General features: G+C 48.5%; 18 protein-coding genes. 15 read left to right on the top strand and 3 right to left on the bottom strand.

Going from position 1 to position 22565, the window contains the following annotated elements; all coding sequences use genetic code 11:
* The first annotated feature begins 23 nt into the window (after positions 1–23).
* The 8 genes from MMIC_RS12535 to MMIC_RS02585 all read left to right on the top strand — a co-directional run bounded on the left by MMIC_RS12535 (position 24) and on the right by MMIC_RS02585 (position 7829).
* Positions 24–350 carry a hypothetical protein gene (locus MMIC_RS12535; RefSeq protein WP_143144850.1) on the top strand — a complete coding sequence of 109 codons (327 nt, stop codon included), beginning with the start codon at positions 24–26 and terminating at the stop codon, positions 348–350.
* A gap of 104 nt (positions 351–454) precedes the next feature.
* On the top strand, positions 455–1276 hold the full coding sequence (locus MMIC_RS02615) for an RNA polymerase factor sigma-32 (protein WP_227819315.1): 822 nt from the start codon (positions 455–457) through the stop codon (positions 1274–1276).
* Between the two features lie 132 nt (positions 1277–1408).
* Entirely contained in the window at positions 1409–3862 is a 2454-nt protein-coding gene (gene leuS, locus MMIC_RS02610) for a leucine--tRNA ligase (protein WP_072658774.1), read from the top strand.
* Positions 3859–4368 (top strand): LPS-assembly lipoprotein LptE, encoded by a 510-nt coding sequence (locus MMIC_RS02605; RefSeq protein WP_072658772.1) that lies wholly within the window; start codon positions 3859–3861, stop codon positions 4366–4368. The genes leuS and MMIC_RS02605 overlap by 4 nt, the downstream gene beginning before the upstream one ends.
* Before the next feature lie 25 nt (positions 4369–4393).
* Positions 4394–5383, top strand: coding sequence for a DNA polymerase III subunit delta (gene holA / locus MMIC_RS02600; RefSeq protein ID WP_072658770.1), 990 nt, complete (start codon positions 4394–4396; stop codon positions 5381–5383).
* Complete coding sequence (gene bioA, locus MMIC_RS02595; protein ID WP_072658769.1) at positions 5380–6663, top strand: adenosylmethionine--8-amino-7-oxononanoate transaminase; 1284 nt, start codon at positions 5380–5382, stop codon at positions 6661–6663. The genes holA and bioA overlap by 4 nt, the downstream gene beginning before the upstream one ends.
* A 33-nt stretch (positions 6664–6696) precedes the next feature.
* Complete coding sequence (locus MMIC_RS02590; RefSeq protein ID WP_072658767.1) at positions 6697–6975, top strand: hypothetical protein; 279 nt, start codon at positions 6697–6699, stop codon at positions 6973–6975.
* An 8-nt stretch (positions 6976–6983) separates the two neighbouring features.
* On the top strand, positions 6984–7829 hold the full coding sequence (locus tag MMIC_RS02585) for a radical SAM protein (protein ID WP_072658765.1): 846 nt from the start codon (positions 6984–6986) through the stop codon (positions 7827–7829).
* A 24-nt stretch (positions 7830–7853) separates the two neighbouring features.
* Here MMIC_RS02585 and MMIC_RS02580 read toward each other — a convergent pair whose 3' ends face one another.
* From MMIC_RS02580 to MMIC_RS02570, 3 genes are all read right to left on the bottom strand, one after another.
* A complete protein-coding gene (locus MMIC_RS02580; protein WP_227819314.1) occupies positions 7854–8543 on the bottom strand; it encodes a Crp/Fnr family transcriptional regulator in 690 nt (229 codons plus the stop codon).
* Positions 8530–8868 carry a DUF190 domain-containing protein gene (locus tag MMIC_RS02575; RefSeq protein WP_227819313.1) on the bottom strand — a complete coding sequence of 113 codons (339 nt, stop codon included), beginning with the start codon at positions 8866–8868 and terminating at the stop codon, positions 8530–8532. The genes MMIC_RS02580 and MMIC_RS02575 overlap by 14 nt, the downstream gene beginning before the upstream one ends.
* Positions 8869–8972: 104 nt before the next feature.
* On the bottom strand, positions 8973–9446 hold the full coding sequence (locus tag MMIC_RS02570; protein WP_072658764.1) for a response regulator: 474 nt from the start codon (positions 9444–9446) through the stop codon (positions 8973–8975).
* A 568-nt stretch (positions 9447–10014) separates the two neighbouring features.
* Between MMIC_RS02570 and MMIC_RS12440 the strand changes: the two genes are divergently transcribed.
* From MMIC_RS12440 to MMIC_RS02525, 7 genes are all read left to right on the top strand, one after another.
* Positions 10015–12231 carry a histone H1-like repetitive region-containing protein gene (locus MMIC_RS12440; protein ID WP_171966439.1) on the top strand — a complete coding sequence of 739 codons (2217 nt, stop codon included), beginning with the start codon at positions 10015–10017 and terminating at the stop codon, positions 12229–12231.
* Between the two features lie 201 nt (positions 12232–12432).
* Positions 12433–14772: a cellulose biosynthesis cyclic di-GMP-binding regulatory protein BcsB gene (locus MMIC_RS02550; RefSeq protein WP_171966438.1), complete on the top strand. Its 2340-nt coding sequence runs from the start codon at positions 12433–12435 to the stop codon at positions 14770–14772.
* 14 nt (positions 14773–14786) lie between these two features.
* The gene (locus MMIC_RS02545) at positions 14787–16850 is read left to right on the top strand and encodes a cyclic di-GMP-binding domain-containing protein, MshE-related (protein ID WP_507760603.1); all 2064 of its coding nucleotides are present in this window, start codon (positions 14787–14789) and stop codon (positions 16848–16850) included.
* A 43-nt stretch (positions 16851–16893) separates the two neighbouring features.
* Positions 16894–18354, top strand: coding sequence for a hypothetical protein (locus MMIC_RS02540; RefSeq protein WP_227819311.1), 1461 nt, complete (start codon positions 16894–16896; stop codon positions 18352–18354).
* Complete coding sequence (locus MMIC_RS02535) at positions 18354–19445, top strand: glycoside hydrolase family 113 (RefSeq protein WP_072658757.1); 1092 nt, start codon at positions 18354–18356, stop codon at positions 19443–19445. Before MMIC_RS02540 ends, MMIC_RS02535 begins: the two co-directional genes overlap by 1 nt.
* Positions 19446–19465: 20 nt before the next feature.
* Positions 19466–20329, top strand: a complete 864-nt coding sequence (locus tag MMIC_RS02530) for a hypothetical protein (RefSeq protein ID WP_143144848.1) — start codon at positions 19466–19468, stop codon at positions 20327–20329.
* A 7-nt stretch (positions 20330–20336) separates the two neighbouring features.
* Positions 20337–22307 (top strand): CotH kinase family protein, encoded by a 1971-nt coding sequence (locus tag MMIC_RS02525; RefSeq protein WP_072658754.1) that lies wholly within the window; start codon positions 20337–20339, stop codon positions 22305–22307.
* Positions 22308–22565: the final 258 nt, after the last annotated feature.

The following is a 22565-nucleotide window of genomic DNA, read 5'->3' as shown; positions in this document are numbered from 1 at the left end:
ATAAGAAGTCACAGGACAACGCTATGATCAAGTTCCTTGTTCAAGGCAGTTCAGAAACTCCATATACTGTTACTTTTACTTTAGATGGTAGCAATTTGAATGTTATTTGTACCTGCCGGGCTGGTGAAAATAGAAGTAGCTGCAAGCATTGGATGTCTATTCTTAGTGGAGATGTTGGGGGTGTGGTTAGCGCCAATAAGGATGACATAGTAATTGTAATGGATTGGTTGCATGGCTCTGCCCTTGAGTTGGCATTTAATAATTTTAAAGATGCAGAGCATGTGTCTGATGTGGCTAATAAGCGTAAATCTCAGGCTAAACGAGCTTTGAATCGAGCTATGAGACAATAAATTAAACTGGCAATAGACTTGCTTAACGCTGTTTTAATCATTAAATTGGCACTCTTACAGCTTGAGTGCTAAAGAAGACAATCAAGTTTTAGAGGTGATATTACGTGACAGCTGCAACACATGAAATGACAAGTCTTTCTCTCTTTTCGCGCGATGTGCGGAAAGTGGATCGTCTCGACCGTGAGGAAGAGAATCGCCTGTCCCGACTCTGGCATGACAACGGAGATCGTGAAGCTGCACGTCAGCTTGTCGTGGCTAATCTCGGTGGAGTAGCTGCGATTGCCCGTGAGTATCGTCATTTTGGTTTGCCGGAGATGGATCTGATTCAGGAAGGCACGATGGGCCTGATGCATGCTGTGAAACGTTTTGATCCGGATCGTGGCTTTCGCCTGATGACTTATGCATCGTGGTGGGTGCGTGCATCTATTCACGATTTTATTTTGCGTTCATGGAGCATTGTAAAGCTAGGCACCAACAAGCTGCAGCGGCGTGTGTTTGCAGGTTTGCAGAAAGCCAAAAATGCCATCGCCGCTATTGATGGGCGCCATGCTGATGAGGTGGGCGCGGATTACGGCATGAATGGTGCCGAATATCAGGAGGCTGCGAGCGCATTTTTGCAGCGTGATGTTTCATTGGATGCCGAGTGTGAAGAGGGCTCAGCCCTTGTGCATGCATTGCCGGGTAACGATGCGACACCTGAGCAGATTGTGCTTGAGTCCAACTGGGAAGATCATCAGAAGGGTATGTTGTACAAAGCTCTGAATAGCCTGGCAGATCGGGATCGTTTGATTGTCGAGCGTCGCCATCTGGCAGAAGAGCCGGCAACGTTGAAGGAGCTGTCTGAAGCTTTTGGTGTATCCATTGAACGCGTGCGCCAGCTTGAGGCACGAGCGATGAAAAAGTTGAAACAGGCTGTCGCAAACTAAGAACTGCATACATTAGTTTATATTTCAGGGGCGGTCCGGATGGACTGCCCCTTTTCTTTCCTTCTTCCAGACATCATCATCCGGCTTTGAGTTTATTTAGGTCATAACAGGCCTTTCCGGGAGTGTTTGCAGGTGTCTGATCGTTACGAAGCACAACAGATTGAAGCTAAATGGCAGCAAAAATGGGATGCGGCAGGTATTGATGCTGCGCGCGATGATGATGATCGTGAATCTTACTACTGCCTGGTGATGTTCCCTTATCCTTCCGGCAATCTTCATATGGGCCATGTGCGCAACTATTGTCTCGGTGATGCTGTCGCGCGTTATAAGCGTATGCGCGGCTTTAATGTATTACATCCGATCGGTTGGGATGCATTCGGACTTCCAGCAGAAAATGCGGCGATCAAACATCACCGTCCGCCAGCCGAATGGACTTATAGCAATATCGATCAGATGCGTAGCCAGCTTAAACGCCTTGGACTTTCGTATGACTGGTCACGTGAGATTGCCACATGCAGGCCCGAGTATTACCGCTGGGAACAGTGGATGTTTACACGTCTGATGGAAAAAGGCCTGGCCTATCAGGCTGAAGCCGAAGTGAACTGGTGTGACCCCTGCCATACAGTGCTTGCCAATGAGCAAGTGGTGGATGGCGTCTGCTGGCGTTGTGATACGCCCGTCATCAAGAAGAACCTGAAACAGTGGTTTATTCGAATTACCGATTATGCAGAGGAGCTGCTGGCTGATCTGGATAAGCTGACCGGTTGGCCGGAAAAAGTGGTTGGTATGCAGCGCAACTGGATTGGTAAATCAAGCGGTGCGGAGGTCTCATTCGGTATCGAAGGCTCGGATGAAACACTGGATATTTTCACCACCCGTCCTGATACATTGATGGGCGTGACCTATATGGCCGTTGCTGCGGCGCATCCACTGGCGCAGAAGGCTGCAGAAAACAACCCTGAGCTTGCCGTTTTTCTGGACGAGTGCAGTAGAATATCAACCAAAGAAGCCGATGTTGAAACCATGGAAAAGAAAGGTATGGCAACCGGCTTTCACGCGATTCACCCGATTTCAGGCGAACTGGTACCGGTCTGGGTAGCGAACTTCGTACTCATGGGGTACGGCACAGGCGCTGTGATGAGCGTTCCAGCCCATGATGAGCGTGATTTTGACTTTGCCAGAAAATATGGCCTGCGAATTCAACAGGTGATTAAACCTGCTGATGGTGATTGGGATATAGAATCGGCGGCTTTCACCGAAGCCGGTATTCTGATCAATTCCGCTCAGTTTGATGGTCTGGCTTCAGCTGATGCGAAGCAAGCTATCATCGAGTGGTTGAGCGAAAATGATAAAGGCAGTGAGCGGGTACAGTACCGCTTAAGGGACTGGCTGGTTTCGCGTCAGCGTTACTGGGGCTCTCCGATCCCTGTGATTCATTGTCAGGATTGTGGCGAAGTGGCCGTGCCGGATGATCAGTTGCCTGTTATACTGCCAACCCATCTGCAGCCGACCGGTGGTGCGTCACCGTTGAATGAATGTGATGAATTCAGGCATACCACCTGTCCCAAGTGTGGCAAAGCTGCTGAACGTGAGCTCGATACCTTTGATACCTTCATGGAATCATCCTGGTACATGAATCGCTATACATCTGCGCGCAATGAACAGGCCATGGTTGATGCCGAAGCGATGAATCGTTGGGCCGCCGTGGATCAGTATATTGGCGGAGTGGAGCATGCTGTGCTGCATCTGTTATATGCCCGTTTTTATCATAAGCTGATGCGTGATGCAGGGCTGTTTACCAGCGAGCAGGGCGGTGATGAGCCGTTCAAGAACCTGCTTACACAGGGTATGGTGCTTAAAGATGGTACCAAGATGTCCAAGTCCAAGGGTAATACCGTGGATCCGAAGGCGATCATAGAAAACTTCGGTGCCGATACTGCACGCCTGTTTACACTGTTTGCTGCACCACCGGAGAAAGAACTGGAATGGAATGATGCCGGCGTAGAAGGCGGTTTTCGTTTCCTGAAGCGTGTCTGGCGCCTGCTGGAGCGGCTTGATCTATGTGAGGGTGAAGATGAAGCTGCAGCTGTAAAACAGGTGCGCCGTACTATTCATGCAACCATTCAGCGTGTGACACATGCTTTTGAACATGGTTTCGCATTTAATGTGGCGATTGCCGCATTGATGGAGTTGGCCAATGCCCTGCAGGATTACAAGCCTGCAGGCACGAGTGGAAAAGCTGCCTATCGTGAAGGTGTTGAGGCCCTGGCTACCATGCTCGCCCCGTTTGTACCTCATTTTGCCTGCGAATTGGCAGAGAGGCTCGGTATGGCAGAGATTGCTGTGGTGGCAGGCTGGCCTGAAGTGGATGAGGCGGCACTGGTGCAGGATGAGATTACACTGGCTGTGCAGATTCAGGGTAAAAGGCGTGGGGAAATCATCATTGCCAAAGATGCAGGTCAGGATGAGGCATTGGCAGCAGCTCAGGCTGATGATTCAATCAATAAGTGGCTGGACGGTATGCAGATCGTCAAAGTGATTCTGGTACCGGGTCGCCTGCTTAATGTTGTAGTGAAGCCGCAATGAGACATATCCTGCTGACCGCTGTGCTGGCGATGACGCTGCTGTTGAATGGTTGCGGCTATCATCTGGTTGGTCACGGTGAGTCTTCGGGCGCTATTCCTGCCGATATAAAAACAGTCACAATCAACGTCTCCGGTGACAAGCAGAAGGCGCTCTCTATATTCAGAAATCGCCTGTCTTCAGAGAGCTTTGCGCTGGTGGATTCAGCAGAGGTAGTTGATGCCGATGCGCATGCAGTATTACATGTGAATATTCAGCCGGTGGCTTTTGTTCCATCTGCTTATGATGCGGCAGGCGTGGCGACGCAGTATCAGATGACCTATAGTGGTTCCCTGTTTGTGCAGCGCTCTGGCCAGCGGGTTTGGCAGAGCGGCATATTGTTGCAGCGTGGGGATGTCTTTGTGACCGGTGGGCCGGCAAGTATCGAAGCATCAAAAGAGCGCTTGCTGCGAGATTTGCGTAAGCAGTGGGTGAATGATGCGCTCGGGCGTCTTCGTTCGGGTTTCTAAGTGTTTCTACTGAAGGTGATTTAATATGCGCCTGAGGCCAAATAGCCTGATTCCCCCCGAATACAATGCCTATTACCTGCACGGAGAAGATGAAGATGCTATCTTCGAAGCGGCAGAAGCACTGCTGGCCGCAGGTGATAAACAGGCTCATCGTCTGCGTGTAGATATTAATGAGCTGGCAAGAATCGAGGAAGCATCAAGAAATCAGGGGTTGTTCGGGCCTTCCACCTGTTATGCGCTGATTCGCAATGCACAGTCTGCCAATCCGAAGCAAACCGACCATCTGTTAAGGCTTTCAAATGCTGTGCTCGATGATAATCGTCTGATTATCTGTGCCCCCGGCATTGATTGGAAAAAAGCGCTGAATAAAAAGATGAAAGCGCAGTCCGATGTGGCGGAATGTGAGTTTGGTAAACCCGATGAATCCAGCTTTGCCCGTTGGCTGGAGAGTGAAATCTCTAAGGCCGGTTTAGATGTAAAACAGGATGCGCTGTTATGGATGGCTGAAAGTCTTTGCGGTATGCGTCTTGCTGCCAGGCAGATGATTGAGCGCCTGAGCTGGTATGATAATGGCAGGGGTGCAGAGATCGGAGCGGATGTTGTGGCCGAGCTGTTGGGTGAACGCGCACCGGGTGCTCTGGATGAATGGTGCCATGCAGTGGCGATGCGAGAAGCGCGTGCAGTCGGGCTGGCCCGGCATCTGCTGAGGAATCAGCAGGTTGCCGAAGTACAGATGATTTCATGGTTGGGTACACGTATGCAGCAGCTATTGATGTATCGCTGGTTTGCTTCACAGGGAGATCGGAACCCGTTAATGGCGGCCAAGGTGTTTGGCGATGCAAGGTCGAAGGTCGGAGCTGAATCGAAAGCCTGGGCAGGAGCAGAGTTGTCACTTGCGGTTAAACGCATTGTTGATGCGGAAAAACTGATCAAGGGTGCCTCGGTTGAAGATAATATCACTGTCATTGAGCGTTTGACTCTGGATCTGATTGAGCAGGGTAGATTAAGCGTATGAGCTGGCTCGATTTCGAATCACAGCATGTTTGGCACCCCTATGCTTCGATGCTCAATCCCGGGCCAGTTTATCCGGTGAAACGGGCAGAAGGCGTTTTTCTGGAATTTGAAGATGGAACTCGTGTGATTGATGGCATGTCATCATGGTGGTGTGCCATACACGGTTATAACGTACCTGAATTGAATGCTGCATTGCTTGAACAGTCTTCGAAAATGTCGCATGTTATGTTTGGGGGGCTTACACATAAACCGGCAGCAGAGCTTGCCAAAAGACTACTTTCTCTTGCGCCTGCCAATATGTCTCATGTGTTCTTTTCCGATTCCGGCTCTGTATCGGTGGAAGTGGCGATAAAGATGGCCCTGCAATACTGGCAGGCGAAGAGTTGCCCTGAAAAGCACAGATTGCTGACAATTCGGTCGGGTTATCATGGGGACACTTTTGGCGCGATGAGTGTCTGTGACCCAGAATCCGGCATGCATCATCTGTTTTCAGGCGTGTTGGCTCAACAATTGTTCGCTGACCGACCCGCTGCAACTAACGATGATGAGTGGGATGAATCACAGATCGCCGCATTTGAATCCAGAATTAAAACACACCACCATGAACTGGCTGCAGTAATTCTTGAGCCCATCGTCCAGGGGGCGGGCGGCATGCGTTTTTATGCGCCTGAATTCCTGCGCCGGGTTCGCTTGTTGTGTGATGAGTATGATGTGCTGTTGATAATCGATGAGATCGCCACGGGTTTTGGGCGCACCGGCACGATGTTTGCCTGTGAACAGGCTGGCATCAATCCGGATATCATGTGTGTCGGTAAAGCCTTAACCGGTGGTTACCTGAGCCTGGCTGCAACCCTTTGTTCTGCTGCAGTTTGTGGGGGTATTCATGCCGATAGCAATGATGAACAATCCGGTGTGCTCATGCACGGGCCGACATTTATGGCTAATCCCCTGGCCTGCGCGGTAGCTGTTGCCAGTATTGATCTCCTGCTTGCATCTGCATGGCAGCAACGTGTGTTGGATATTGAGGTGCAGCTGAAAGAAGAGCTGGAGCCATGCCGTGGCTTTGATTCTGTCGCAGATGTGCGAGTTAAAGGTGCTATCGGTGTGCTTGAGATGAAAGAGTCAGTTGATGTGGCAAATGTGCAACGACTGCTGATTGAACAAGGGGTATGGCTTCGCCCATTCGGGAAGTTGCTGTATACCATGCCGCCATTCGTGATCAGGCCAGCGCAGTTAGGGACCCTTACATCTGCGATGAAACAGGTTTGTGGACAGATTTGATCATTTTGTTTCTCAGCCTATAATGTACTCCTTATGGCTGTAACTCTGGGTTTGATGTTTCGCATTGATGGTTTTCCGCCAGCGGCACCTGTGCCTCCTTTGCAGCAGGGGATGCAGCCTGTCCCTCCAATTATTGAAGCGCACAAGGTGGTTGAGCCTACTTTAATGGCAAGTAGCAATGGGGCTCGCAATAATATGATGGCCCGTTCCGGTTATTTCGGGCCGGACAACCAACAGCCTCTGACCTACTCGCGTAAGGGTGGTGCTTCTGCAGAGTTGTTGAGTGGTCGCCTGCTTGATACATACGTCTGACTTATCGCATGAATAACAATTTGAGTACGGTCAACCATGATCGTGATGTGACTGGTATGACTTATGTTTACCCTGTGATTTCCCGTCGTGCCGGTGGTGTATCTGTCGGCATCAATCTGAATCCGAATAATGCGTGCAACTGGCACTGCGCATATTGTCAGGTTCCGGGTCTTGTGCGTGGCGTGGCGCCGGATATTGATCTGCACCAGTTGCACTCTGAACTGAGCACCATGTTGGAAGATCTGATACGCGGCACATTTATGCAGGAGCGCGTTCCGGAAGGTAGCAGGGCGCTGTGTGATGTGGCCATTTCCGGCAATGGTGAGCCCACCAGTTGTGCTGCCTTTGATGATGTCATTGCTGTTATTGTGCAGGTGATGCGGCAGTTTGATCTCTGTGTTCCGCTGCGTCTGATTTCTAACGGCTCTTATGTGCATAAGCCGCATGTGCAAAAGGGACTGGCTTTGATGGCGCAACATCATGGCGAGGTGTGGGTCAAGGTGGATAGTGTCACCGATGATGGTATTAGCCGAATGAACGGTGTAAAAATGCATGCAGCTAATTTATCGCAGCAGGTGTGCTCCGTTGCTGTTGTTTGTCCGACATGGATTCAGACCTGTTTCGTGGCATGGGATGGGCAGCCGCCTTCAGAGCTGGAAATGACATCCTATATTGAATTTCTGAATGCCTTAAAAGAAGCAGAAGCTCCGATTCGCGGTGTGTTACTGTATGGTCTGGCGCGGCCATCTCTGCAGAAGGAGTCAAAGCATCTGAAGGCACTGGATAAAGGGTGGATGGAGCATGCTGCTGCCAGAATCGGCCAGACAGGTCTTGATGTGAAGCTGTCGCTTTAGAGCCTGCTCATCGGCTGGAGTCGTTTAGAATTCGTCGAGCAGGCCTTCCAGGGTGTCTACATCAACGCGCATTTTTCCTCGCCCTTCACCCTGAATAAGAATGCCATCTTTTTTCAACTGACTGATGGCGCGTGAAATGGTTTCGCGGCTTGTCGAGAGTTGATCGGCAAGCAATTGATGGGTCGGTAGTACTGTGGAATAGCGGCCATCAGCATCCTGCTGGCTGAAACGCTGACAGTGATCTACAAGGTAGGAGTAGAGGCGATGCGGCACATCCATGCTGCTTATGCGCTCAAGAACACGGCTGGTTTTTCTCAGTCGAGAAGCAACTTCAGCCAGAAGTTTTAGTGCAATGGCTGGTTGATCCATCATCAGAGGCACCAGATCCCGTCTGCGAATGTTGGCAAACTTGGAGTCTTCCATGGTGGTAACATTGGCTGAGCGGGGTTCTTCATCAAGTAGCGACATTTCACCGAAAAATGAGCCTTTGCCAAGCAGGGCCAGTACCACTTCACGCCCTTCAGTGGAGTATGTGGAGATTTTTACCTCCCCACTGAGAATAACAAAGAGCGAATCACCTGGATCATGCTCCTGCACAACAATGCTCTTTTTGCGGATATCAATGCTACTGGCCAGAGAGGCCACGGCTTTTAATTCACTCTCATTCAGTTCGGAGAACAGTGGTACTTTCCGAAGCAGTTCATGCATTTCCATTGTTTACTCCATTGTGCATCAGTGAAACGGGCCAGGTGGCCAGCGTGCACTCTCCAAGATGTGGCTGCATCTGCTCCAGCGCCTGTTCGATGTGTTCCTTGGTGTCGATTGCCTCGATCACCAATGGCAGGCTGGTCGCCAGATCCAGAAAAGAAGCGGAATGGATGCCATGCTGCCCCAGCCCTTCAATGCCACGCAATACGGAAACGCCAGACAGTCCTGCCTGTTGGCAGAGGCTTAAAATAGCCTCCATCGCCGGTTTGCCGTCGATTCTACTGGATTCGCTTAAATAGATGCGCAGGCATGAGCCTTCAGTCAATGTCATCCCTCCATTTCTTGTGCAAGTAGTCTGTAGAATGTGAGGGGAGCTGACAAGTGGGAATGTGATGGTAGGTCACGCCCTGCATGAGATGACATGCTGCTCCATTGTCAGGGTTTAGAAATTGATTGCTTGTCTGGATAGTGAAACGGACAGTTGTGATCAATGCCGAATTCACATTGATGGAAGGCCCCGATTTTATCGTTTGAGCCCCGGTGTTCATTTTCACAGGCAATCAGGGCCGTGATGAGTGCGATAAGTGTTTCTGCATGGTATGGCTTGTTCAGAGTGTAGCAGAGTTGGCTGGCTGCAAACCGGTGGTGCTCTTCATCCGCATAAGCGGTAATCAGAATGATTTTCTGAAACGGTAGATTGTTGCGAATTTCCACTGCGAGGTCATAACCGTTGATGCCCGGCATTGTGACATCAGTCAATACAGCTATGGGGGGTATAAAGTCAGGGTTGTTCAGGTACTCAAGGTACTGAGTGCCGGATTCAAAACAGAGGGCTTCATGCCCTGTTCTTACAATCAGCGCTTTAACAAGATTGCGAATCTGTTCTTCATCATCAATGATATGGAACATACAGGTCAGTATATCAATCCGGTTTTTAAAGTCATCATATCGATTCCTTCCTGCGCTTTGATACCTGCCATGCGAGGCCCTGTTGTGAGATGGAAATGACTGTTTGAATTAAGATATGTAATGCTTTTGAATGGCTCGTTATGAAAGAGCGCTATTGCCATAAATGTGAAAGAGTCACTCAATACAGTCGGAAATTTGGGGTTGGAAGCTGGATATTGAGCGTGCTGACTCTGGGGCTCTGGCTGATTGTGGTGAAGTTGTTTTATAAGAAGCGCTGTTCAGGGTGTGGTTTAACCCGGAAGCAGGCGAATAAAATTGCATTTCCGGCAGAATACTGGGCTCCGGCTGTTATTCTATTATGCATACTTTTCTTTATCATGGTCTTATGGTCTGCCCTGACCTGAAGTAGCCTTTTTCCGAGAGGAGTGGGCATGCCTTTTGGCTACATGTGAATGGTGACAGGTAAGGTAGTGCTGGCTAATAATTTCCATTCTTTATACGCTTGCAGATTGAGGGATATATGCTATAAGTAATCGAGCAGGCATATATGCAACGAGCGGGGGCTCATATGGATGTGAGATGGATGATGTTTGGGAGGCTGCTAAAGCTGCAGCTTCTTGCCTTGGTATTGATGACGCCATTGAGTGCGTTTGCAAGCTCTTCTGTTCTGTATGTGGTTGATTCATCAGGTAGCATGTGGAGTAAGGTCGATGGCACAGAAAAAGTGTATCTGGCCAGAAATGCCTTATCTGCATCTATTGCGAGACTCCCTTTAAACGTTGATGTTGGCCTGGCTGCGTATGGCTATAGCAAGAAAGGCGACTGTAGTGACGTAGCGGTTCTTGCCCCGCTCGGGTCATCGCGCGCATCGATTATGAAAAAAATGAATTCTTTTACTCCAAAGGGCATGACTCCATTGAGTCGCAGTATCGACACTGCAGTCAATGAAATTAAAAGCCGTGGTGGAAAAGGAACGGTAGTATTCCTTAGTGATGGTGCTGAAAGCTGTCGGCGTGATCCGTGCAAGGCTGCTTCACTGTCCGGAGATAATATTCGTATCCATGTCGTCGGTTTTGGTGTGAAATCGTATGACTTATCCCAGCTTCAGTGCGTTGCCGCAAACGGTGGCGGAAAATATTTTGCTGCAAATGATACTAAATCGCTTACGGCCGCATTTGCTTCGGTAGCGCGTGAAATTGCAAAGGATAATGTGGTTCCCGCAAAAGGGTCCTCTTCTGCGGCAAGGACGGGGGCGAAGGCTGTAGGTGTCGCAGTTCCGGCTGTTATTGAGATTCCAGCAGGTCAGAAAGCGGCGGCTGAGAAAGCAGCAGCTGAGAAAGCAGCGGCTGAGAAAGCAGCGGCTGAGAAAGCAGCGGCTGAGAAAGCAGCGGCCGAGAAAGCAGCGGCCGAGAAAGCAGCAGCCGAGAAAGCAGCAGTCGAGAAAGCAGCAGCCGAGAAAGCAGCAGCCGAGAAAGCAGCGGCCGAGAAAGCAGCAGCCGAGAAAGCAGCAGCCGAGAAAGCCGCAGCCGAGAAAGCAGCAGCCGAGAAAGCAGCAGCCGAGAAAGCAGCAGCCGAGAAAGCAGCAGCCGAGAAAGCAGCAGCCGAGAAAGCGGCAGCTGAGAAAGCGGCAGCTGAGAAAGCCGCAGCTGAGAAAGCGGCAGCTGAGAAAGCGGCAGCTGAGAAAGCGGCAGCTGAGAAAGCGGCAGCTGAGAAAGCGGCAGCTGAGAAAGCGGCAGCTGAGAAAGCGGCAGATGAGAAAGCGGCAGCTGAGAAAGCAGCTGCAGAGAAGGCCGAGGCAGACAGGATTGCGGCCGAAAAAGCGGCAGCAGCTAAGGCTGAGGCGGACAGGGTTGCGGCAGAGAAAGCGGCAGCCAGGAAAGCCGCGGAAGAAAAAGCAGCTGCAGAGAAGGCCGAGGCAGACAGGATTGCGGCCGAAAAAGCGGCAGCAGCTAAGGCTGAAAGGGCCAGGCTTGCAGCTGAGAAGGCGGCAGCCGAGAAGGCAGAAAGGGCCAGAATTGCAGCAGAGAGGGCGGCAGCGGCCAAGGCTGAAGCAGATAGAATTGCAGCTTTTGATGATGATAATTCATGGGGCAGAGAAGATGTCCAACATCGCCCGGGTTTGATTTATAGCGATGAATTTGATTCTGGTTACTTGTCGGAGCACTGGCAGGTGGAAAACCCTGCGCCCGCATTGCTGCATAATGATCATGGTAATCTCATTTTAATGACGAAAAAATCATCGATTGCCAAAGGAACTGTCCCCAATCTTCTTGTTTTGAAACATGAGGAGGTTTATGGCGATTATGTTGTATCAATAAAAATGGATTCTGAATTCAGTACTGGCAAGGTAGGCAAGACGAAGCAAGAGGCTGGCTTGCTGATGTACAAAAAGAATCGAGAGTTTCTGGCTTTGTTGGCAAGCATTGAAGATAAGGCGACATTTTCGAAATGTGGGGGTAAGGATTGCAGACAGGTGGTCAGGGTTGATCTGATCAAGGATCTTGATGGCTCACGTACGTATTTTGGTTCCCCGTTCTGGATTGCCTGGCAGCCGCCTGCTTCGACTGCAATGGCAACCCGATTCACAGTGCATCTGAAAATCACCAAGCTTGGTTTCGAATACACTGCATCAGCCAGTCTTGACGGGAAAGATTGGTATGAGGTTGGCAAGGTGCCGCTATATGGCAGGGATTTAAATCCGGCAATTTTTGCCAGTAGTAATTCGAACTATCCGTATGCGCTGGTGAAGTTTGATCACATCAAAATCAGTCGTGATGGAAATTGAGCTGTGAAGAAAATTGTAGTGAAGGCTGGTGGAGTGTGTGGTTTGAGTAGCTGGCGGCTTGGCGATTGTGATTAATTTTTTTTAATAAAAGTTTGCATGTCATGGAATTTATACTATATTAACGAGTAATTGTATCTAGGGGATAAAGTGATTGTTTATATTTCAGGGGGTAAGACCGTGTTGAATAATGTCATGTTTTTCATGAAAAATGTTTTATGTGTAACGGTGGCTTTCGTGCTGCTGTCAGGCCAGGCGGAAGCCAAGATCGGGGATGCGTTGAGTGTTTCCGGCAAGCAGGCGGTAATTTATGCTGCTCCAAATACAGCTTCCAGCAAGGTGATGAACGTTGATTCCAAATCGAAGCTGATTGAGATGGAGCGTCAGGCTGGCTGGGTGCTGGTGACAGCGAGGCCTTCCGGAGTTCAGGGCTGGATGGAAGTGAAATCCATTAAGGCTGCAAAACGTGCCCCTTTGAAGAGGGCTGCGTCATCTCCTGCAACGGCAAGAAAGGCACTGAGTGCACTGGGTCCGGTGAGGACAGTTACGCTTGAAGACCTCGGTTACAGGAAAGGGCATACGTTCAGAGGTTCGCAGGCAGGCCATGTTCAGGATTTCTATTTCAAGACCCCAATGGATTCAAGCGTCAGGGGTGGTGTGTTCCGTTTGTCATACCGCGCTTCACCGATGTTGCACGGACTGTCTAACATCAGGGTTTTCGTGAATGATGTTCCTCTTACCCAGATTGTGGCCAAATCAGATAACCTGAGGCATGAGGATGCGATTGTGCTTCCTGCTTCAATGTTCCGCGGTGGCATGGTTAAGGTGAGTGTTGAATCAGGTACGCTGGTGGATAAAAACCTCTGTCTTGATATTCGCTCCGGTGGCGGTTTCCTACATATTCTCCCGGATACAGCGATGGATATCACATATAGCTCAATTGATCGCTCGATTCGAGATACCTGGCGCATGCTGCCGCATACGGTCAGCGTATCCCTTCCGGCAGGCAAGCTGGATGCGGCTCAGTTTGCAGCTGCCATGTCAGTCATGGAATTGCTGACCAATGCCGGCAGGAAGATCGATATCAAACGGCTTCCTGAAGTTGGTAATATCGTTATCGCGTCAAAATCTGATATTGTTGCAGAGTTTAACCGTCGTGGAGCAAGGCTGAAAAAAGGTTTTGTGAAGCTTAAAAACGGTGATGTGTTCCGCACTCCTACAGACAACCTGAATCTGGTTAAATCCGGAGGTATGGTTTCTCTGGCAGTATCCGAGCCATATGATGTACAGCCACTGTATCTGATTGATGGCCAGTGGGAGCAGCTTGCTGCAGGACGTCATTATGATATCAATAAACCTGATTACTTCTATTCTCTGAGGGCATTGCCGAAAGACTCGAACAGTGAGTATTTTACAATGCCTCTTCACCAGTTGAATACAGAGCCACATTATGTGGCGCGTGAGACTGTCTGGAGCACTACGCTCTCTCCTCATGATCTGCCATCAGGCACTCGTCTGGATATGTTGAGTCTGAATATTGTTGCACCCGTGCGTTGGGATGCTGATCCGACATATGAGCTGTACGCATTCCTGAATAATGTACTGGTGTTTTCAAAACGACTGGAAAATGATGGTGCGAAACATAATTACTCCATTCCTCTTCCGGTTGAGTATCAGCAGCAGTACAATAACCTTCGTTTTGTAGTGCAGCATGATATCGTATCTGGTGACTGTTTTGGTATTATGCCAACTGACTTTGTGCAGATTACGCCTGACACATCAATCATTGTGAAAGCAACGGACACAGAGCCAACGAAGTTCTCCGGCCTGTCCCAGTATTTCTCATCAGGCTTTGATACAGTTATTGCCGAGAAGTTCCTGAGTGATCCGGAAAATGCATTGCATCTGATTTCCAGAATGGCTGCTGATCTGCCTATTATGATGGATTATTCAAGAGTCAGCTTTGTAAAAGAGAGTGAGGCGATTGACCCAAGTGGCCCATTCGTGGCATTTGGTAATTTCAACCTGGACAATATCGATGCGCCTGTGCGTATGGATAAGGGCCCTGTTGAAATCCGTGATAAAGATGGCCAATCGTTCTTCAGTTTGAATGTTCTGCCGAAAATCACTGTTGCGGAGATTGTTAATGGATCTTCAGCACAGGGTCTGCTGGTGATTCCATCCACTCAGGCACAGCATGATTTCTCTGAGAAGTTGCGCTTGATTGAAGGCGATGTTGCATTCATTGATGCTCATGGTGTAACACTTCATATCAATAGTAAGCAGCCAACACTGGCTGAAGTTTACTATCCTGATACCAAAGACTGGTTCGCAGTTCTGGGCGAGTACCGCTTCTGGCTGCTGGGTCTGCTTTGGTTCCTCCTGAGTCTGGCTGTTGTATACCTCTTCCGTATCGCACGCGGCAGACATGAAGGTGATGATCATGATGTAGAGATGCCTACGACTGAAGATCTGCATGCGCAGCGTATGCATCACACCAATATCAATGTTGAAGATGATGATATTCCGCCTGCCAGCAAGTGAAGTGGTGAATTGGAGTGAATCACGTGGAGACTTCACAACCCTGTAAGATTGGTGAGCGTTTAGTAGAAAAGAAGCTCATTACCAATGAGCAGTTGGCCGAGGCCCTTGCAGCACAGCAAGGGTCAGGCCTCCGCTGCGGAGAGGTTATCCTCTCCAAAGGCTGGATCACTGCTACTGAGTTTTACGGCGTTTTAACCGATCAATTCAGGAGAGGCAGGATTGGTGATCTTCTGGTTGAAGAGGGCCTTTTGACCCTGGAGCAGCTGGAAGAAGCCATTGCTATTCAGAAAGACTGGGGTACCCGTCTTGGTGATATTGTCCTGGCTAAAGGCTGGGTGAAATCGTATTCATTCTATCAGGTTCTGGCGGATCATTTTGACAAGCCATTTGTAAACCTGATGGATGAACCCTCGGATGAAAGTCTGGTGGACGTGGGTTATTATCATGTTTATCTGGAGACTCTGTTTGTCCCCTGGCGCAAAGTGGATGGGCTGACTCTGGTTGCCGTAGCCGATATGGATCCTGTAGTGATGGCCGAAGCTGAAAGGGTAGTTGACGGCCCTGTGGATTTTGTAGTGACCTCAAAATTTGACATTGTATGGTCATTGCAGAAGTACGGCGATGCTTTCTTTAGTGAAAAATCAGTGCATGAGTTGAGAAAACGTCAGCCGCAATATTCTGCCAGTACGGTATTTACCAAGCCTCAGCTTATTTTTGCATTTATTCTGATGAGTTTAACGATTCTGGCCGTTGCGATATGGCCGATTCCAACGTTGATTGCAATCAATGTATTTATATCTGTGTTTCTGCTGTTTAACTTTGGTCTGCGTCTGCTGTTTACGTGGGTTGGTGGAGACAAGCGTTTTGATAATTTCATTACGGATAAAGAGGTTGAGGAGGTCAAGGATATTGATCTGCCTACTTATACGATTCTTGTGCCTATGTACAAGGAGTCCGAGTCGCTGCCTCACCTCGCCGAGTCATTAAGGAATCTTGATTATCCACTGTCCAAGCTGGATATTAAAATCATTCTTGAAGAGGATGATGAAGAGACCATTCAGACCGCAAAAGACCTGGGTCTGGAGGGTATCTTTGAGATTATCAAAGTACCTGACTCGTTGCCGAAAACCAAGCCTAAGGCCTGTAACTATGCGCTCAACTTTGCTCGCGGTGAGCTTATTACCATTTATGATGGTGAGGATGCACCTGAGGCTGACCAGCTGAAGAAGGTTGTGCTGGCATTCAGAAAATCATCCAAGAATACAGCTGTGATTCAGGCACGTTTGAATTATTTCAATGTGACAGAAAACTGGCTGACTCGTATGTTCACCATGGAGTATTCTCTATGGTTTGATTTCTATCTGCCCGCCCTGGATGCACTGAAAATTCCGATCCCTCTGGGTGGCACCTCCAATCACTTCAAGATGGAAGTTCTGAGAGAACTACAGGGCTGGGATCCGTATAATGTAACAGAAGATGCGGACCTGGGCGTACGACTGACACAGAGGAACTATCGTGTTGGTGTTGTGAATTCGACAACCTATGAAGAGGCAAATAAAGATGTTCACAACTGGATCAGGCAGCGCTCACGCTGGTTGAAAGGTTATATGCAGACCTATCTGGTGCATATGCGCAGGCCGTTGAAGTTCTATGGAACTCTGGGCCATGTCGGTTTCTGGGGCTTCCAGTTCTTTATTGGCGGCACAATTCTCAGTGTGTTGTTGTCGCCTTTGCTGATGCTTCTCTTTATTACCTGGTTACTTACACAGACTGCCATGTTTGACCCGATATTCCCGGCAGCATTACTGTATATTAACCTGATCAACCTGCTGATGGGTAACGGCTTCCTGATCACACTGTTTATGCTCAGTGGTTTCAAACGGCACTATTATAAGTTGATGCCTTGGTCGATGACTGTTCCCATATACTGGTTGTTGATGTCATGGGCCGGGTATAAAGGACTGTGGCAGTTGGTGTTCAACCCATTCTACTGGGAGAAGACACATCACGGCCTTACAAGTTATGCTACATCCAGTGATGTCAGTGACCTCTCTTTGAATACCAAGAAGGCCGGGTGATAAGATGACGCCATATGTAAGTAAGCTTCGAGGTTCGGAAAACATGATTATTGTAATCATGTGTACTATCGCCTTATCGGTGCTGGCATCGTGGTTACTGTCCCATGGTTTCATGTTCGATGGTGCCTCACAGCGTTGGGCTAAAGTGCTGGGTGTTCTTGGATCAGAAGAGATCAGACTGGAAGATCTTAGTCTGCTCTACCCGCATTTGCCGCTCTATGCGCTGGTGCCATTCTATTATCTGCCAGGTATGGCATATGGTGGAACCCCGTATTTTGTTTCTGTGTTATTCAGTTGCGCGCTGATCGGCTTATTCCTCTTCCATATGAAGCCGATCGAGATCAGCGCGGCCAAGCGTCTGCTGCTTGTGTTCTTGCTGGTTGTTCACCCCACATTCTTATGGGGGGCGACAAATGGAAGTCAGCTTGCCATGAGTATGGTGATGTTCTATCTGCTTTATCATGCATGTCAGAAAATGATTGCAGAGCATGACGTACATGCATATATCTCGCTAAGTATCATTCTTGCCATTTTCTTCTTTGTAGATGGTTCGGCTGTGTTCCTGTTTATTGCACTGCTGCCCATGCTGGCAGTTGTAGCTCCAAGAAGACTGTTGATGGCATCTCCTATCAGTATCTACTTCATTCTTGCGGTACCGTTTTTCTTCTCGGTATTTTCATGGGCATGGCTGAACTGGGTCTTTGAAGGTGACTTCCTGAACTTTATTAAACATCCTGATTCCACTTATCTGGGTGGTTATATGGAAATGTTTAACTACCCCTGGCTACAGGAGTACGGCGGTAACTTCTTCAATTCTCTCGTGGCGGCAACGGGATATACCCTGATCGCATATCCGGTGATTCTCTATTTCCTGGTAAGTACCTGGGATGAAGGTTTGCGTTTCAGGGCCAGTTTTGTGCTCTTCGTTCACCCCTTGCTGGCGATTGCACTGGCAACGGATCAGTTCTACCTGACCCATCCCATGGAAATTCTGGTACTGATTAATGCCAGTATTCTGGCAGAAATCACATTCCTTGATATGGCCCGCAAGCGCGTCTACTGGAGTGTTGTTTCATTTCTGTTTGTCAGTTTGATCGGGGGTTGGTGGCTGTTCATGGAGTCGGCAGATCCGAACATGAGTAAATGGGTTGATTCATTCAGGACTGACCGTGTTTTGATTGAAGATGATGATGGCTCATTACGTCTTGGCCGATGGCTCAACGAAAACCGTATCGATACACTCATTGATGAAAGAAGTGGATACAAGGCTCTGGTGGCACGTGGCGATGCTGTTGGTTTGAATCTTTCATATACAAGTAAATTTAAACTTGCACTGAATCATGCTTTCCCTGGGGTGGAGCAGATTGTTGTGCCTGATCCTGAATCTGTGATCGGAAGAAAGGATAAAATCAGTTCGCGCTATCCACTGATGTATGCCGAAGGTATGAAGGGATACAGGCTGGTATATTCCGACAAGATCTGGCGTGTTTACAGGAAAATTTGATGTTTAGGTTGTCAGTTCTTGTTGCGATGCTGGTCATGATCGGAGGCTGCTCAACGAAAGTTGACCCACCTGTTGTCAAAGAGGTAAAGCCAGCAGCGAAGGTAGTAAAAAAAGTTCAGATAAAACATGAACCTGTACGCTTCAATCCTTCATCAGCGGGGCAGTGGAAAGGCTTCAATGCAATGCAGACCTCTAAAGTCGCATGGGATTCATCTCAGGCCAAGATATCCTTGTTGAACATGGCTGCTGTCGGTGCCAATGCGGTTGCGTTAATCCCGTTCATGAAGCAGAGCAGTATCCATGCAACAGATATCCGTTTGGCCAATAATGTTACCATCCCCCAATTGACGGCTGCGATAGAAGCTGCGCACAAGGCCGGACTGAAGGTTGTGGTCAAACCGCAGATTTTGATACCGGGAGGATGGGCAGGAGATATATCGTTCAGCAATGAAACACAGCGGAATTTGTGGTTTAAGAACTACTCTGAACACCTGCTGATGTATGCAAGGTTATCCCAGCAGTTAGGGGTAGAAGCCTTTGTTATAGGCACAGAGCTGAAGAAGGTTGCCAAGGATTTACCGTGGTTACCATTGATTGCTCAATTGAGAAGGGAATTCAGGGGTAAGCTGACTTATGCTGCGCACAATGTGGATGGTGTGGAAAAATTTCCATACTGGTACAAGTTGGATGTGACAGGAGTTTCCTATTATCCGCCACTTGGTGATATGGGTGAATACGATGAGATGCTCGCACATGTAGAGCTGGCTTTGTATAAGCTGAACAGGGTGGTGAAAGAGCATAGAAACAAATCTGTGTGGTTACTGGAAATAGGTGTGCCATCAGCTTCAGGTGCATCCAGCCAGCCCTGGGAATGGAGATCTTTAGAGAAAAGAACCCAGCGCCCGGATCTGACTATGCAGACCGGTGCAGTGGCGGCGTGGTTGAATGTCATCCAGCGCAGTAAAAATGTGAAAGGTGTGTTTTTCTGGAACTGGTTCAGTGACCCATACGCAGGTGGAGAGAGTGACATTGATTATACCGTGCAAAATAAACCTGCCGAAATCATGATCAGACAATATTGGAATAACTAAAGAAATACGGGACGGGGAATATGAAGATGAAAAATTTACTCAAACAGATGGTGGCATCCATAATTTTTGCAGGTGGTTTGTCTGTCGTTACTGCTGGATCAGCTCAGGCGAGTGCATTCATGCTCTCGGAAGGACAGAATATGTATACCACAGGTTTCACATATTCGACTGCAAGCGATTGGTTCAATGCCAACAGAAACCGGGTTCCGCAGGGCTGTAACTCAAGTGATGTGAGTTGGAATAACTCTTACACATACGGCTATTCGTATTATTATAACTTTTTTGCCAGTGCATCTCTGGCCAATCAATCGTGTGGTGTGGGTCCTAAAACCGCAGGTCTTGGCGATGTTCAGGTAGGTGTTCGCGGCAGGCTTGATAATACACGCAATGGACGGACCTGGGAGTTGGCTCTGAACATTCCTACCGGTTACGATAGTAAGAAAATCAACCGCCTTGGTTATGGTAAGCTTGGACTTTGGGCTGGTGTTGCATTTTCTACCCAGAATACCGGTTGGGAAGCGAAAATTCCTACATACTGGGAATTCGGTACTGGTATCAACTACTGGTTCGGGTCTCCGGCAACTCAATCTAAGAGCTATGTGAAATGGTCGTGGCGTATCGATGAAGATGGTGTTAACCGTATTGTACTCAAAGGCGTTCTCAAGCTTTCTTTGCGGGATCACACTCCGGAGCCAATTCCGGCAGCAGGCAACTTCCTGAGGAATTCAGGTGACTATGATGCGGGAATTATCTCTGCCAAATATGCACGCAGACTGAATGAAAACTGGACAGGTGCAGTGACGATTGGTGAAACTGTATGGGGCCGTAATATCAGTGCATCCAGATATGGAACTTTGTCATTCACTTACAGATGGGAAGACTGAGGTGTTTATGCTAAAAAATAGATTCATGCTTCTGGCGATAGGTGTTTTTGCTTTGATGGCATCACCTGTTGCTGCTATATCAGCAGCTGAGCTGGACTTTGAAGAGGGGCATTTCAGATATTCAAAAGAAGCGCTGGCCAATGCCCAGAAAGAGGTCAAGTTCACTGACATCAATGTATCGATGAACAGAACTGATGCCACGGTACTGTTTTTAAAGGACCCGAATGACAAATCTACATTTGCCGCGAGCTTCGAGTTGGATGGGCAGGAGTTCAGAGGCAGAATCAAATCCTTTGGCAGTTCAACACGTGCACTCAGAAAAAAATCACTGATTCTCAAGATTAAGGGTGCGAAGTGGAATGGTTACAAAAACATAGCGCTTCGTTCAATGTCTTCAGACGGGTCATTGATGCGTGAATGGATGGCCTGGGAACTGATGAAAGATATGGGCATGATGGTTCCGGAAACCAACTATGTCAGATTGAATATCAATGGGCAGTTTATCGGCTACTTCCTGTATATTGAATGGTTAGGCAAGAACTTTCTCGCAAAGCGTGGTTATGATGCAGCCAGCGAACTTTATCAACCGGATGACTCTGTATACTGCGGTGATTTCAGACATGGTTCAGATATTGAACGTTGCTGGAATAAATATACGCAAGATGGCAAGGATTATTCCAGTCTGAAGACCTTGTCCAGGCAGATAGCATCAGCGCCGATGGAGACCTTTGATAAGTTCGTTGCAGACAACTTTGAGGATGATTCGCTGACTAACTGGATTGCAGTCAATACGCTGACCAGCGATGGTGACACCTATAACAAGAACTATTTCATGGTGAAATCGGGTCAAACAAAGAAATGGAAAGTGATTCCCTGGGATTACGATCTGACTTTCGGACACTCTTTTGATATGTTTGCACCGTTCCCGGGCAGCATCTTTAATGAGCGTTTCCAGTATTATTACACACCTGATTTGGGCGTGTTTAATCCGATGAAGGCTAAGGCATTGTTAAATGAAAGCCTGAAAGCCAAACTCTATGCAAGAATCAAACATCTGATCGGAAAAGAGAAAAATGGCCCGGAAAAGACCTTTGGCTGGTTTTCCCCAACCGTAATGAGTGCGCGTGTAGAGCATCTGGCCGGCTTGCTGGAGGCAGGTCAGGTCAAACAGAAATATGGTAAGCGTTCGCCTGTATCATTTATTGAGCAGTACGATGCAGTAAAACACTTTGGTATAGCCAGGCCGTTTTACCTTGAAGCCAACCTGTTCTCTACATTTGAGTGGAATTACAGAAATACACCACAGATGAGAGAGTATGTGGCTTTCACCAAGGGTAAGGATCTCACACCCGAAGCCATTGCCAAGGCTGATGCTGAAAAAGCTGCTGAGCATTCAAGGCTGGTAGCAGAAGCTGATAATGTGATTAATCCGATTGGTGAAAAGAAGAAAGGTCTGGATGAGCATGAGTTTATGGCCAAGTTACTTGAGAAGCCGTTCACTGGCAGGGGGGTCTCCGGATATTCGAACAAGTCACTGGTCGTATCCGACCCTGGTTTTGGTTATGTACTGGCACAGCTGGATTTTAAGGAAGAGTTCAGGATTGCGGATTTTCAGGCTGAGGCAGAAGCATTCAAGGCACCGATGTATGTATTCAGTGAAGGAAATCCTGAGCAGTGTATTCAGCGCTCATGGGTGCTGTTCTCAAGGATACCCTCTCTCAACATCAAAGCGGATGTCACTTTCGAGTATTTCGACGAACATTCACGCAAGAACGAGTTGGGCGGCGTGAAAGATGAGCATAAGGTGAATCTGTGGATGCACTCCGGTGAAGCATGGAGACCACTGCGTACCGAGGTGAATCAGAAATCCAACACCCTGACTGTGAAAGACTTCAAATTGAGGGCTGGCAGAATTTATCGCTTCATTGCCTGCTCTACCGCTGAATCGGCATTGTGGAGTAAACCTGTAAGCAAGTAGTCCTGATTCAGGTGGCATTCAGGTATTGAAAGGGGTGGCATGATGCCGCCTCTTTTTTATTGATGTAGCCGCGCACCAGTAAATACATTGACGGCACCTGATCTGTCGCTATTGTTCGCCGCCCTCCGCAAGCGGCTTTGTTGATTTCGGAGGTCTTTCGGTCTGATTATTGGAGTAATTCAGTAGTCAGAAAGAAAGGAGTTGACGGATATTATTGTGACGATAATGTTCGCCGCCCTCGCAAGACAGGCGACTGTA

The sequence above is a fragment of the Mariprofundus micogutta genome, assembly GCF_001895085.1.
Lineage (GTDB): Bacteria > Pseudomonadota > Zetaproteobacteria > Mariprofundales > Mariprofundaceae > Mariprofundus > Mariprofundus micogutta.
This window is presented reverse-complemented; position numbering and strand designations above follow the sequence as displayed.